The sequence below is a fragment of the Variovorax sp. Varisp41 genome, assembly GCF_047325085.1.
Lineage (GTDB): Bacteria > Pseudomonadota > Gammaproteobacteria > Burkholderiales > Burkholderiaceae_C > Variovorax.
The window spans coordinates 1,837,572-1,849,676 of record NZ_CP168541.1 but is presented as its reverse complement, the minus strand read 5'-3'; the positions used below and the strand labels follow the sequence as shown (position 1 = coordinate 1,849,676).

Genomic DNA, 12,105 nt, shown 5'->3' with positions numbered 1-12,105 from the left:
GTAAAACTTCCATATTCATTTCTTCATAGACCCTTCGGAGACCGATAGCCGAAGGTGCATTGCGGGTCGCGCGTGACATGTGGCCGGAGCGCCGGAGCCGACACGGGGGGAGTCGCTCCCGTGCGCGACGCAATGCGCCAGGGCGGCCTCGAGCATCGACCAGCTGGCGAAGACGTAGACCCGCTCCGTCCTGTCCCAGCGCCCGCCGAACGCCTTGAGCGTCATCGCGAGGCTCGAGACACCGCCCATCACGGCGGCCTTGGGGCGGCCATAGGGCTCGCAATGGACGGCCACGCTGCAACCCAGCCGCGCCGCCAGACCCTGCACACGATCCATACCGCTCGGAGGAGAAAGAAGCATCGGTCCATTGTCGCCAAAGCCCCGGCCGCGCCGGGCCTCGCGGCCTCCCCCGAACGTGGGGTTGCGCGACACCGGCGATGCCGTGCCGGGCACCCACGGCACGGGCTCAGCGTTGCGCGAAGGCCCTGACGTGATCGACCAGCGCGCGCAACTTGCGCGGCTGGTTCCGGCGGCTCGGAAAGTACAGGAAGAAGCCCGCGAAGCTCGGCAGGAAATCGTCGAGCACCGAGACCAGTTCGCCGCGATCGATGTAGGGCCGGAAGGTCTCCTCCATGCCGATCGTGATGCCGGTGTCCGCGAGCGCGGTGCGGATCATCAGCAGCATGTCGTTGGTGGTGATCCTCGGTTCCACCGTCAGCGCGAAGTCGCGTCCGTCCTCGCGGAACTCCCAGCGGTACGGCGCTTCCTTGAGCGAACGGCGCCATCCGATGCAGCAATGCGCGAGCAGCTCGCGCGGATGCGTCGGCACGCCGTGCGCGGCCAGGTAGGCCGGGCTCGCCACGACCATCTGGCGCTGCGGCCCGGTGAGCGGGACCGCCACCATGTCCTGCTCGATGACCTCGCCGAGCCGCACGCCGGCATCGAAGCCCGCGGCGACGATGTCCGACTCGTCGTCGGTCACGGTCACGTCGAGCGTGACGCCGGGATGGGCCGCCGCGAAGCTGCCGATCAGCGGGCCCGAGAGGAAGCGCTCGGCGATCGAGGTCACCGCCACCCGCAGCACGCCGCGCGAGGGGCCTTCGACCGCGGCCTCCTCCAGCGCCGCGCCCACCGTCGACAGCGGCTCGGCAATCTGCCGGTGCAGCGCTTCGCCCGCCTCGGTCAGGCGCACGTGGCGCGTCGAGCGCTGGACCAGCGCGATGCCCAGGCTGTCCTCGAGCCGCCGGATGCCCTGGCTGACGGCCGAACGCGTGACGCCCAGATGGTCCGCGGCGGCGCGGAAGTTCTGCGCCTTCGCGACCGCGAGGAAGAAGCGCAACAGGTTGAAGTCGGCGTCCATTGGTTAGCAATGCTAACCGGCGCAGTCAGCGATCGGGGAGTTCTCTTAACCGCCGCGCCTTCCTAAAGTGAGCCCATGACTTCACGAACCACCCCTTCTCCAGCAGCCTGCAAGCGCCGGAAACCCACGCGGCGCGGTCTGCTGAGCCTCGGGCTCCTGGCCCTCGGCACGGCCCTCGCCGCCCCCCACCGAGCCCAGGCTCGATCTTCCAAGGAATCGGACATGACAACGCATCCCTATCTCGGCATGTGGGTGACCGGCGACGGCCACGTGCGCCATCAGCTGCTTCCCAACGGCCGCTATGACGAGGCGCGCGGCAATCGCGAGAGCGCCTACCGCGGCCGCTACGTCATCGAAGGCAACCACATCGAGTACGTCGACGACACGGGCTTCACGGCCGATGGCGACTTCATCGATGGCGTGCTGCATCACGGCGGGATGGTGCTCAGGCGCGTCGCGCCCGGCGCCCCCCGATGACCCGAACCCTCTTCTCCAACCCCAGAAAGAACCCACCATGAACGCAAAGACTTCCAAGGTCATCCTCATCACCGGCGCCAGCAGCGGCATCGGCGAAGCCACCGCCCGCCTGCTCGCGCAGAACGGCGCCACCGTGCTGCTCGGCGCGCGGCGCACCGAGCGGCTGGATCGGATCGTCGCGGACATCGTCGCCGCCGGCGGCATCGCCGAGGCCCGCGCACTCGACGTGACGCGGCGCGAGGACGTGCAGGCCTTCGCGGCCCACGCCATCGCGCGCTTCGGCCGCATCGACGTCATCGTCAACAACGCCGGCGTCATGCCCCTGTCGCCGCTCGCCTCGCTCAAGCTCGAGGAATGGGACCGGATGATCGACGTCAACATCCGCGGCGTGCTGCACGGCATTGCCGCCGTGCTGCCCACCATGCAGAAGCAGGGCGCGGGCCACGTGGTGAACGTCGCGTCGGTCGGTGCGCACGCCGTCTCGCCCACGGCGGCCGTCTATTGCGCGACCAAGTACGCGGTCTGGGCCCTCTCCGAGGGCCTGCGCCAGGAGCACCAGGACATCCGCGTCACGACGATCAGCCCAGGCGTGACCGAATCGGAACTGGCCGACACCATCTCGGACCAGAAGGGCCGCGACGAGATGAAGGAGTTCAGGAAAGTGGCCATCAGCGCATCGGCGATCGCGCGCGCCATCGACTTCGCGATCTCGCAGCCCGAGGACGTGGACACGAGCGAGATCGTCATTCGGCCGACTGCCAGCGCGCATTGATCGGCGCTTCGATTCGCGCCGGGCGTCGCTTCAAGCGTCCGGCGCGCGATCTACATGACAGCCGCAAGCGTCACGCCGCTGACACGCCCACGTCACCCCGTCTTCCTACGCTGCGCGCCTTCATCCTTTCGTTCAGCTTGCAATGAATTTCCCCGACGATCCGCGCGGCACGACCGAGCCGCGCGACGCCTCGCCTTCCGCACCCGAATCCACCACGCCGCCGCGGCGCGACCTGCTCAAGCTCGGCGCCTCGCTGCTGACCCTCGGCGGCAGCGGCGCGCTGCTCGCCGCCTGTGGCGGTGGTGGCGGCGGCTCGCCGGTGCTGGGCGCCCTGCCCGCGCCCGCCCCGGCGGCCCCCGCGCCGGCACCGGCGCCAGCGGTCGCCGCGAAGATCTCGAGCTTCGCGCTGGCCGTGATGCCCGACACCCAGTTCTATGCACGCTACGCCACCGCGGCCGAGAGCGACCAGTACGACAAGCGCTTCGGCAGCGCGCCCTTCGCCGCGCAGACGAAGTGGATCGCCGACAACGCCAAGGCGCTCAACATCCCCTTCACCATCCACCTCGGCGACGTGGTCGACCAGGTCGGCAAGCCCGACCAGTGGAAGGTGGCCGATGCGGCGATGAAGCTGCTCGAGGACGCGAAGCTGCCCTACAGCGTGCTGGCCGGCAACCACGACGTGCTGCGCGACGTCGACTACGGCGTCGACCCGGTCGGCGGCACCGACGCCGACCGCGACCCGAGCAAGGAGCCCTACATCCAGTGGTTCGGCACCGAGCGCGCGAAGAAGCAGGCCACCTTCGGCGGGCGCGACCCGAGCGGTTTCCACGAGTACCACGTGTTCGAGGCGCAGGGCCAGAAGTTCATGGTGCTGTCGCTGTCGTGGCGCATCTCCGCCGCGGGCATCGCCTGGGCGCGCCAGGTGATCGCGAAGAACCCGACCTTGCCGGTGATCCTGTCGAACCACCAGCTGCTCAATATCGATGCCGACGGCACCAGTCCGCTCGAGACCGACTACGGCAAGATGCTGTGGGAGAAGCTGATCCGCGACAACGACCAGATCTTCATGACGCTCAACGGCCACCACCATGGCGCCGCGCACCTCACGAAGACCAACGACTTCGGCCACAAGGTCGAGGAGATGGTGGTGGACTACCAGATGGCCTACCAGGGCGGCAACGGCCTGATGCGCCTCTACGAGTTCGACCTGACGAACAAGAAGATCAAGGTGCTGTCGTTCTCGCCGTGGGTGCCGCAGAAGCCGGCCGCCACGCTCAACGCCTTCGACCAGGCGGTGCTGATCACGCCCAACGAGGCCTTCGAGATCGAAATGGATTTCGCGCAGCGCTTCGCCGGCTTCAACAAGGCCTTCGCCAGCGGCAGCGCGGTCATCGAGGGTTCGCTGGTCGACAAGGCGCGCGCGATGATCCTCGCCAACTACAAGGATCCCGAGACCGTCGCGCAGCGCCCCGCCGCCGACGCGGAGGACTATCCGAAGGTCGCGAACACGCTGGCGCACTGGCGCTTCTTCGGCGGCGCGCTCAACCAGCCGGTGCTGCCGGGCACGGTGGTGGCCGACGTCACGGGCAACAACCCGCTGCACCGCGATGCGCTCGACCAGGGCGGCGTGAAGGGCGCGGCCAATGGCGACGTGGTCTGGACCGACGACCGCCACCACCTGTCGGCGGCGCCGGGCTCGGTGCGTTTCCTCAACACCAACAAGAACACGCCGCGCCTGAGCTACTTCCTCACCGACGCCAGCGCGCCGATCAATGCGCAGACGCTGGAGAGCGGCTACACGGTCGAGGCCTTCGTCAAGATCGACAAGAGCTGGACCAGCGGCAACCAGGCGTGGATGAACATCATGACGCGCGACGGCCGCCGCGGCGACCTCGCGGGCTATGCGGGCGGCGACGGTGAATCGCCGCCGATGCTGTTCGCGATCTCGAGCCTGCGCGAGGTGCAGTGGGAGGTGGTGCCGAGCCCCGCGGGCCGGCGCGAGCCCAAGGCCAACTGGTCGGGCGAGGTGATCGCCGACCGCTGGGTGCACATCGCCATCGTGAACGACCCGGTCTCGCACGACACCACCATGTACGTCGAAGGCGCACCGGTGCTGCGCAACGCCGCCGCGATCCCCGGCCTCGCCACGCTGTCGGCGAGCTCGCCCTGGGTGGTGGGCGGCGGCTCGTGGGACGGCGACCGCGCCGACGGCTTCTTCGGCAACATCGGCGAGGTGCGCGTGGTCGCGGCGGCATTGACGCCGTCGCAGTGGCTCACCGCGCGGCGCTAGGGGCGCGGGACAACTTCAGGACGTGGCCGGAAACGCTTCCGGCCGGCGGTCCGCCCACGGCGCCGCGCGCTCGATCTGCCCCGCGAGCTGGTACAGCGTGTCCTCCGCGCCGAAGCGTCCCGTGAACTGCACGCCGATCGGCAGGCCTTCCTTCGACCAGTGCAGCGGCACCGACATCGCGGGGTTGCCGGCCACGTTCCAGATCGAGGTGTAGCCCGTGTGGCTGCGCGCGATGGCCTTGTAGCTCGCGAGGTCGGTGCTCTCCATGTCGACCACGCCGAGCTTGTGCGGCGGCGTGGCGCAGACGGGTCCGAGCAGCACGTCCCACTTCTCGAACTGCTGGCCCAGGGCGCGGCTCGCGCGCTGCAGGGTCTGGATGGCGTTGAGGTAGGTCTGCGCGCTGACCTCGCGGCCGGCCTCGGCGAACAGCGCGGTCACGCGCTGCAGGTCGCGGCCGCTGAAGTCGCGGCCCAGTTGCCGGTTGCGGCGCAGCAGCGAGGTGTACATGCTGGCGTGGATGATGTCGGCGCGGCACTGGATGTACTCGTCGTCGGAGATCACGTCGTCCAGCGCGGGATCGACCCACTCGACCTGGTGGCCCAGGGATTCGCACAGCTTCGCCGCGTTCTCGACGCCGGCGCGTACCTGCGGATCGAGCGCCACGGCCTCGAAGGACTTGAGCGAGACGGCGATGCGCAGGCGCTGCGGATCACGCTTCGTCAGCTCGAGGTACGAGGCCGCGGGCGGCGGCGCCCAGTACGGATCGCCGGGCGCGGCGCCCTGCGAGACGTCGAGCAGCACGGCGCTGTCGCGCACCGAGCGCGTCACCACGTGATGGATGGTCATGCCGGCCCAGCTCTCGCTGATGTGCGGGCCGAGCGGCACGCGCGCGCGCGTGGGCTTGAGGCCGAACAGGCCGCAGTGCGAAGCGGGGATGCGGATCGAGCCGCCGCCGTCGGCCGCGTGCGCGCTCGGGATGATGCCGCCGGCCACGGCCGCGGCGGCACCGCCGCTCGAGCCGCCCGTGGTGTGCTCCAGGCTCCACGGGTTGCGGCAGGGGCCGAACATCTCGGGCTCGTTGGTGGCGCTGATGCCGAATTCCGACAGGCTCGACTTGCCGAAGATCACGAGGCCGGCGCGCACGTAGCGCTCGGCCAGGGTGCTGTCGATCGGCGAGCTGAAGTCGGCGAACAGGCGCGAGGCGCTGGTGGTTTTGGTGCCGGCGTAGAACACGCCCAGGTCCTTGAGCAGGAAGGGCACGCCGCGCAGCGGGCCGTCGGGCAGGCCCTGCGCGATGCGGTCGCGCGCGAGGTCGAAGAAGCGCGTGGTGACGGCGTTGAGCACGGTGTCGCGCGCCTCGGTGCGGGCAATGGCCTCGTCGAGGAGTTCCTCTGCCTTGAGCTCGCGGCGGCGGACCAGGTCGGCCATGGCCACGGCATCGAGCTTGTCGTATTCGGCAATCATCGGTATCGCTTTCCTTGTGTGAGTGGATTTGCAGTCAGCGGAAATGGCAGGCCACCCATTGGCCCGCCGTCTTTTGTTCGAGCACCGGCTCCTCCTCGGCGCAGCGCGCCTGCGCCATCGGGCAGCGCGTGTGAAAGCGGCAGCCCGAGGGCGGCGCGGCCGGGTTGGGCGGATCGCCCTTGAGCAGCCGGCGCTGCGTGCGCACGCGCGGGTCGGGCACGGGCACCGCCGACAGCAGGATCTCGGTGTAGGGATGCAGCGGCGCGCGAAACAGCGTGTCGCGCCCGGCGATCTCGACGATCTTGCCGAGGTACATCACGGCCACGCGGTGGCTGATGTGGCGCACCACCGCGAGGTCGTGCGCGACGAACAGGTAGGCGATGCCGAACTCGGCCTGCAGGTCGGTCAGCAGGTTGATGACCTGCGCCTGCACCGACACGTCGAGCGCCGATACCGGCTCGTCGCAGACGATCAGCTTCGGGTTCAGCGCCAGCGCGCGCGCGATGCCCAGGCGCTGGCGCTGGCCGCCCGAGAACTCGTGCGGCAGCTTCTTCATGGCCTCGGGCCGCAGGCCGACCTTCGAGAACAGCCACGCCACGCGCTCGTTGCGCTGCGCGCCGTTCGACTCGCCGAAGTTGCGCAGCGGCTCCGCCACCAGCTCGCCGGCCGTCATGCGCGGATTGAGCGAGGCGTAGGGGTCCTGGAAGATGATCTGCATCTCGCGCCGCTGCTCGCGCATCGCGCCCGCGTCGAGCGACAGCAGGTCGCGGCCGTTGAGCCGCACCGTGCCCGAGGTCGGCTCGATCAGGCGCAGGATCGACTTGCCGGTGGTGGTCTTGCCGCAGCCCGATTCGCCGACCAGCGCCAGCGTCTCGCCCGCGGCCACCGAGAACGACACGCCGTCGACCGCATAGACCTTCGAGGCCTTGCGCCGCGAGATCCACGAGCCCGGCGACTGGTAGTGCTTGCGCAGGTCGCGCACCTCGAGCAGGGGCGTGCCCGCCTCGGTTGTCGCGTTCGTGCTCATGCGCCGGCCTCCTGCATCAGGACGGCCTGGGCCGTCGGTACTTCGGTCGTGCGCACCAGCTCCTCGACATGGAAACAGGCCGACAGGTGCGACGCACCCGCGCCGTGTTCCTCGAGCGGCGGCACCTCGTTGCGGCAGCGCTCGCTCGCGAAACCGCAGCGCGGCGCGAAGGCGCAGCCGCGCACCGCCTCGTGCGGCGAGGGCACGATGCCGGGGATCTCGGTCAACCGCGCGCTGTGCGTGTTCATCGATGGCATCGAGGCCATCAGCGCGCGCGTGTAGGGATGCAGCGGCCGCTCGAACAGGTCGAGCACGTCGGCCTCCTCCACCTTGCGCCCCGCATACATCACGACCACGCGGTCGCAGCATTCGGCCACCACGCCGAGGTCGTGCGTGATCATCACGATGCCCATGCCGAGCTCGCGCTGCAGGCCGCGCAGCAGCTCGAGGATCTGGGCCTGGATCGTCACGTCGAGCGCGGTGGTGGGCTCGTCGGCGATCAGCAGTTCGGGATGGCAGGCCAGGGCCAGCGCGATCATCACGCGCTGGCGCATGCCGCCCGAGAGCTGGTGCGGATACTCGTTCACGCGCCGCTGCGGCTCGGGGATCTGCACCAGCCGCAGCATCTCGGTGGCGCGCGCCAGTGCCTCGCGGCGGCCCACCTGCTGGTGCAGCATGACGGTCTCGGCGATCTGCCGGCCCACGGTCAGCACCGGGTTCAGCGAGGTCATCGGCTCCTGGAAGATCATCGAGATGCGGTTGCCGCGGATGCGGCGCATCTCGGCCTCGCCGAGTTTCAGGAGGTCGGTGCCGCGGTAGCGGATGGCGCCGCCGGCGAAGCGCCCGGGCGGGGTCTGGATCAGCCGCATCACGGACAGCGCCGTCACGCTCTTGCCGCAGCCCGACTCGCCGACCACGCCGACCGTCTGGCCGGCCTCGACGCGGTAGGAGACGCCGTGGACCGAGCGCACCTCGCCGGCCAGGGTGTCGAAGTAGGTGTGCAGGCCATCGATCTCGAGCAGCGGCGCATCGCCCGCGCGATGCGCCGCGCCCTTGGCGGCCAGGGGGGTGTCGTTCATGGACATGTCCTCAGAGCTGGCGCGCCACGTGCGGGTCGAGCGCATCGCGCAGGCCGTCGCCCAGCAGGTTGATCGCCAGCACCGTGAGCCCGAGCAGCAGGCCCGGGAACACGATGGGATAGAACACGATCGCGATCAGGTTGCGGCCTTCCGAGATCATGTTGCCCCAGCTCGGCACCTGCGGCGGCACGCCGACGCCGAGGAAGGACAGCGCGGCCTCGGCCAGCACGGCCGATGCGGCGATGAAGGTGGCCTGCACCAGCAGCGGCGCCAGGATGTTGGGCAGCACGTGCCGCCACAGGATGGTGCGCAGCCGCGTGCCCAGCGCATGCGCGGCCTCCACGTAGAGCCGCTCGCGCAGCGACAGCGAGAGCGCGCGCACCAGCCGCACCATGCGCGGCACCTCGGGCACGGTGATGGCGACGATCACCGTCGTCAGGCTGGCCTTGGTGAGCGCCATCAGCGCGATCGCCAGCAGGATGCCGGGGATCGCCATCAGGCCGTCCATCACGCGCATGATCGGTCCGTCGGTCCAGCGCACGAAGCCCGCCAGCAGGCCGAGCAGCACGCCCAGCAGCGTGGCCAGCAGCGCCACCGAGGCGCCGGTCACGAGCGAGACGCGCGCGCCCCAGACGGCGCGGCTGAAGGTGTCGCGCCCGAGTGCGTCGGTGCCGAAGTAGTGCTCGGCCGAGGGCGCCTTCATGCGTGCGATCGGGTTGATGGCCTGCGGATCGTGGGTCGCGATCCACGGCGCGCCCAGCGCGGCCGTGACCACCACCAGGAGGATCAGCACGCCGAGGATCAGCGTGTAGTGCTTGCGCAGCAGCCGCAGCGCCGGCGAGGGAGGACGCCGCGCGGCGCCGGGGTTCAGGATGGCTTCGGTCATTCGCGGGCCTCAATAGCGGATGCGCGGGTCGAACAGGCTGTAGCTCAGGTCGACCAGCAGGTTGATCAGCACATAGGCCGCCGCCGACAGCAGCAGCAGGCTCTGGATCACCGGGTAGTCGTGGTGCTGCACCGCGTCGACCACCAGGCTGCCGAGTCCGGGGATCGAGAACACGGTCTCGGTGACCACCACGCCACCCAGCAGCAGCGCGATGCCCACGCCGATGGTGGTGACGATCGGGATCGCCGCGTTGCGCAGCGCATGGCCCAGCACCGGCAGCACGCCCAGGCCCTTGGCGCGCGCGGTGCGGATGTAGTCCTCGTGCAGCACCTCGAGCATCGACGCACGCGTCATGCGCGTGAGCAGCGCGGTGTAGAGCAGCCCGAGGTTCAGGCACGGCAGCACCAGGTGCTTGAGCCAGGGCAGCACGCCCTCGGCGATGCCGCGGTAGCCCTGCACCGGCAGCCACTGCAGCTTGAGCGCGAAGGTGTAGACCAGCAGGTAGCCGGTGAGGAACACCGGCATCGAGAACGCGCACACCGCGAACACCATCACCAGCCGGTCGATCCAGCTGCCGGCGCGGTAGGCCGCGAGCACGCCCAGCGGGATCGACAGCAGCACCGCCACCAGGATGGTGAAGAAGGCGATCGACAGCGTGGCGCCGATGCGCTGGCCCAGCAGTTGCGACACCGGCATCTGGTTGAACAGCGAGACGCCGAAGTCGCCGCGCACCACGTTGCCGACCCAGACCACGAACTGGTGCCACAGCGGCTGGTCCAGCCCCAGGGCGGCACGCGTCTGCGCGATCTGCTCGGGTGTGGCGAAGTCGCCGACGATCAGCAAAACCGGATCGCCGGGGGCGAGGTGGATCAGCAGGAACACGATCACCGACACCACCAGCATCACCGGCACCGTGGCGAGCACGCGCCGGATCACATATTCCATGCCGCGGTCCCCTTACTTCTCGACGTTCCACATGATCGGGATGCCCATGCCGAACAGCTCGGTGCCCTTCACGTCCTTGCGCGCCGCGAAGGTGGCCGGGTACTGGCCGTAGGGGATGTAGGGCGGCGCCTCATAGAAGCGGCGCTGCAGGTTGTCCACCAGCTGCTTGCGCCTGGCGGCATCGCCCTCGCGGATCCAGGCGTCGCGCAGTTCGTCGATCTTCGCGTCGCAGGGCCAGCCCGGCACCACGCTGCCCTTGCACGACGAGAGCACCCAGCCGTTGGTCAGCGGCGTGTCGACGTCGGCGTTCTTCGAGGCCGTGAGGTAGAGGCTCCAGCCGCCCTGCGCCGGGCCTTCCTTCTTGTAGACGCGCGCCAGCACCGAGGACTGGTCCATCACCTGCACGTCGAGGTTCAGGCCGGCCTTCTTCAGGTACTGGATCCAGATCAGCGCGGCCATCGACTGCGTGCCGTCGGTGGGCTGCAGGAACACGATCTTCTCGCCCTTGTAGCCGGCCTCCTTGAGCAGCGCCTTGGCCTTCTCGAAGTCCTGCTTCCTGAAGGCTTCCGCGCCCGCGGCGGTCTCGTTGGGCGCGCCGCACATGAACACCGCCGGGCAGTAGAAGGACTTGCCGGGCTCGGGCGTGAAGCCCATGCCCGCGAGGATCTCCTCCTGGTTCACCAGGTGCAGCAGCGCCGCGCGCGCCTTCGGGTTGTTGAACGGCGGCGCCAGCGTGTTGGCCACCATGAACGGCTGCCAGATGCCGGTCTGCGCGAGACGCACGTTGGCGTCGGTGCGCAGCGCGGCCTGGTAGTCGGGCGGCACCACGTTGACGATGTCGACCTCGCCGTTCTTCAGCGCCGAGGTGGAGGTGTTGGCATCGGGCATGTAGCGCCACTCGACGCGGTCGAGCTTCACGCGCTTGCCGCCGGCCAGGCCATCGGCCGGCTCGCTGCGCGGCACGTAGTTGGGATTGCGCACGAACACCATGCGGTTGCCCGGGATCCATTCGTCGCGCTTGAAGATGAACGGGCCCGAACCGATGGGTTCGGGGATCGGCGCGTCGGGGAAGGCCTTGGCCTGCTTCTCGGGCACGATGAACAGCGTCTTGGCCGCGAGGATCAGCGGCACCTGACCCATGCCCTCCTTGAGCTGCAGCGAGAAGGTCTTGTCGTCGACCACCTTCCACTCCGCGCCCGAGTCGGCCAGCAGCAGGCCCATGGTCGCGCGCTTGGCCCAGCGCTGCAGCGTGGCCACCACGTCGGCCGATGTCACGGCGCTGCCATCGGAGAACTTCAGGCTAGGGCGCAGCGTGAAGGTCCAGGCCTTGTTGTCGGGCGATTGGGTGAAGCGCTCGAGCATCTGCGGCTTGGGCTCGCCTTTGCTGTCGCGCGAGAACAGCGTGTCGAAGGCCATGTAGCCGTAGTCGCGCGTCACGTAGGTGTTGCTGAACAGCGGGTCGACCACCTTGAGGTCGTTGTTGATCGCCATGCGCAGGGTCTTGGCCGGCGCGGGTGCGTTCTGCGCGCACACGGCGGTCGCGGCCGCGCCCATCGCGCATGCCACCGCCCAGCCGGCGAGCCGTGCGTACAGGGGAGGGGAATTCTTCATGAGCCGGGTTCCTTTCAGGGTTTCGAGGGTTCGTGGAAAAACGCTGGAAATCTCTCAATATGAAATTTGATACACGATATATCATGTGTCAAACGAAGACAATCCGGGCATCTCCCATGCAAGAGCTGTGCGCGCTTTCTCTTTTTTGCGCCGACCTTGCGGTAGGCGCGGTGCCAGCGGCGCTCGCGCGCCGC

At 69.2% G+C, this 12,105-nt stretch carries 11 protein-coding genes; 3 read left to right on the top strand and 8 right to left on the bottom strand.

The features are described 5' to 3' along the window. Nucleotides 1-15: 15 nt before the first annotated feature. A complete protein-coding gene (locus tag ACEN9J_RS39940) occupies nucleotides 16-360 on the bottom strand; it encodes a hypothetical protein (RefSeq protein ID WP_261217343.1) in 345 nt (114 codons plus the stop codon). Nucleotides 361-466: 106 nt separating this feature from the next. Continuing rightward, nucleotides 467-1,360 (bottom strand): LysR family transcriptional regulator, encoded by an 894-nt coding sequence (locus ACEN9J_RS39935; protein WP_261217344.1) that lies wholly within the window; start codon nucleotides 1,358-1,360, stop codon nucleotides 467-469. 222 nt (nucleotides 1,361-1,582) lie between these two features. On the opposite strand from ACEN9J_RS39935, the gene ACEN9J_RS39930 reads away from it, so the two are divergent. The 3 genes from ACEN9J_RS39930 to ACEN9J_RS39920 all read left to right on the top strand — a co-directional run bounded on the left by ACEN9J_RS39930 (nucleotide 1,583) and on the right by ACEN9J_RS39920 (nucleotide 4,899). Next, nucleotides 1,583-1,837, top strand: coding sequence for an Atu4866 domain-containing protein (locus ACEN9J_RS39930; protein ID WP_261217349.1), 255 nt, complete (start codon nucleotides 1,583-1,585; stop codon nucleotides 1,835-1,837). Between the two features lie 37 nt (nucleotides 1,838-1,874). Continuing rightward, the gene (locus ACEN9J_RS39925; protein ID WP_413765206.1) at nucleotides 1,875-2,609 is read left to right on the top strand and encodes an SDR family oxidoreductase; all 735 of its coding nucleotides are present in this window, start codon (nucleotides 1,875-1,877) and stop codon (nucleotides 2,607-2,609) included. Between the two features lie 142 nt (nucleotides 2,610-2,751). Then, the gene (locus ACEN9J_RS39920) at nucleotides 2,752-4,899 is read left to right on the top strand and encodes a LamG-like jellyroll fold domain-containing protein (protein ID WP_261217362.1); all 2,148 of its coding nucleotides are present in this window, start codon (nucleotides 2,752-2,754) and stop codon (nucleotides 4,897-4,899) included. 15 nt (nucleotides 4,900-4,914) lie between these two features. Here the strand turns inward: ACEN9J_RS39920 and ACEN9J_RS39915 are convergent, their stop codons facing one another. The 6 genes from ACEN9J_RS39915 to ACEN9J_RS39890 are packed head-to-tail and all read right to left on the bottom strand — an operon-like array spanning nucleotide 4,915 to nucleotide 11,911. After that, on the bottom strand, nucleotides 4,915-6,363 hold the full coding sequence (locus ACEN9J_RS39915) for an amidase (RefSeq protein ID WP_261217364.1): 1,449 nt from the start codon (nucleotides 6,361-6,363) through the stop codon (nucleotides 4,915-4,917). Nucleotides 6,364-6,397: 34 nt separating this feature from the next. Continuing rightward, nucleotides 6,398-7,390, bottom strand: a complete 993-nt coding sequence (locus tag ACEN9J_RS39910) for an ABC transporter ATP-binding protein (protein ID WP_208510001.1) — start codon at nucleotides 7,388-7,390, stop codon at nucleotides 6,398-6,400. Next, nucleotides 7,387-8,469, bottom strand: a complete 1,083-nt coding sequence (locus tag ACEN9J_RS39905; RefSeq protein ID WP_261217365.1) for an ABC transporter ATP-binding protein — start codon at nucleotides 8,467-8,469, stop codon at nucleotides 7,387-7,389. Before ACEN9J_RS39905 ends, ACEN9J_RS39910 begins: the two co-directional genes overlap by 4 nt. A 10-nt stretch (nucleotides 8,470-8,479) precedes the next feature. Then, nucleotides 8,480-9,355, bottom strand: coding sequence for an ABC transporter permease (locus ACEN9J_RS39900; protein ID WP_057597733.1), 876 nt, complete (start codon nucleotides 9,353-9,355; stop codon nucleotides 8,480-8,482). Nucleotides 9,356-9,364: 9 nt separating this feature from the next. Beyond that, on the bottom strand, nucleotides 9,365-10,300 hold the full coding sequence (locus ACEN9J_RS39895) for an ABC transporter permease (protein WP_261217367.1): 936 nt from the start codon (nucleotides 10,298-10,300) through the stop codon (nucleotides 9,365-9,367). A gap of 12 nt (nucleotides 10,301-10,312) precedes the next feature. Further along, complete coding sequence (locus ACEN9J_RS39890) at nucleotides 10,313-11,911, bottom strand: ABC transporter substrate-binding protein (RefSeq protein ID WP_261217369.1); 1,599 nt, start codon at nucleotides 11,909-11,911, stop codon at nucleotides 10,313-10,315. Nucleotides 11,912-12,105 lie beyond the last annotated feature (194 nt).

What these genes read in the sequence shown, in the direction of transcription:
- ACEN9J_RS39940 (WP_261217343.1), bottom strand. Translation starts at nt 360, where the DNA reads ATGCTTCTTTCTCCTCCGAGCGGTATGGATCGTGTGCAGGGTCTGGCG.
- ACEN9J_RS39935 (WP_261217344.1), bottom strand. Translation starts at nt 1,360, where the DNA reads ATGGACGCCGACTTCAACCTGTTGCGCTTCTTCCTCGCGGTCGCGAAG.
- ACEN9J_RS39930 (WP_261217349.1), top strand. Translation starts at nt 1,583, where the DNA reads ATGACAACGCATCCCTATCTCGGCATGTGGGTGACCGGCGACGGCCAC.
- ACEN9J_RS39925 (WP_413765206.1), top strand. Translation starts at nt 1,875, where the DNA reads ATGAACGCAAAGACTTCCAAGGTCATCCTCATCACCGGCGCCAGCAGC.
- ACEN9J_RS39920 (WP_261217362.1), top strand. Translation starts at nt 2,752, where the DNA reads ATGAATTTCCCCGACGATCCGCGCGGCACGACCGAGCCGCGCGACGCC.
- ACEN9J_RS39915 (WP_261217364.1), bottom strand. Translation starts at nt 6,363, where the DNA reads ATGATTGCCGAATACGACAAGCTCGATGCCGTGGCCATGGCCGACCTG.
- ACEN9J_RS39910 (WP_208510001.1), bottom strand. Translation starts at nt 7,390, where the DNA reads ATGAGCACGAACGCGACAACCGAGGCGGGCACGCCCCTGCTCGAGGTG.
- ACEN9J_RS39905 (WP_261217365.1), bottom strand. Translation starts at nt 8,469, where the DNA reads ATGAACGACACCCCCCTGGCCGCCAAGGGCGCGGCGCATCGCGCGGGC.
- ACEN9J_RS39900 (WP_057597733.1), bottom strand. Translation starts at nt 9,355, where the DNA reads ATGACCGAAGCCATCCTGAACCCCGGCGCCGCGCGGCGTCCTCCCTCG.
- ACEN9J_RS39895 (WP_261217367.1), bottom strand. Translation starts at nt 10,300, where the DNA reads ATGGAATATGTGATCCGGCGCGTGCTCGCCACGGTGCCGGTGATGCTG.
- ACEN9J_RS39890 (WP_261217369.1), bottom strand. Translation starts at nt 11,911, where the DNA reads ATGAAGAATTCCCCTCCCCTGTACGCACGGCTCGCCGGCTGGGCGGTG.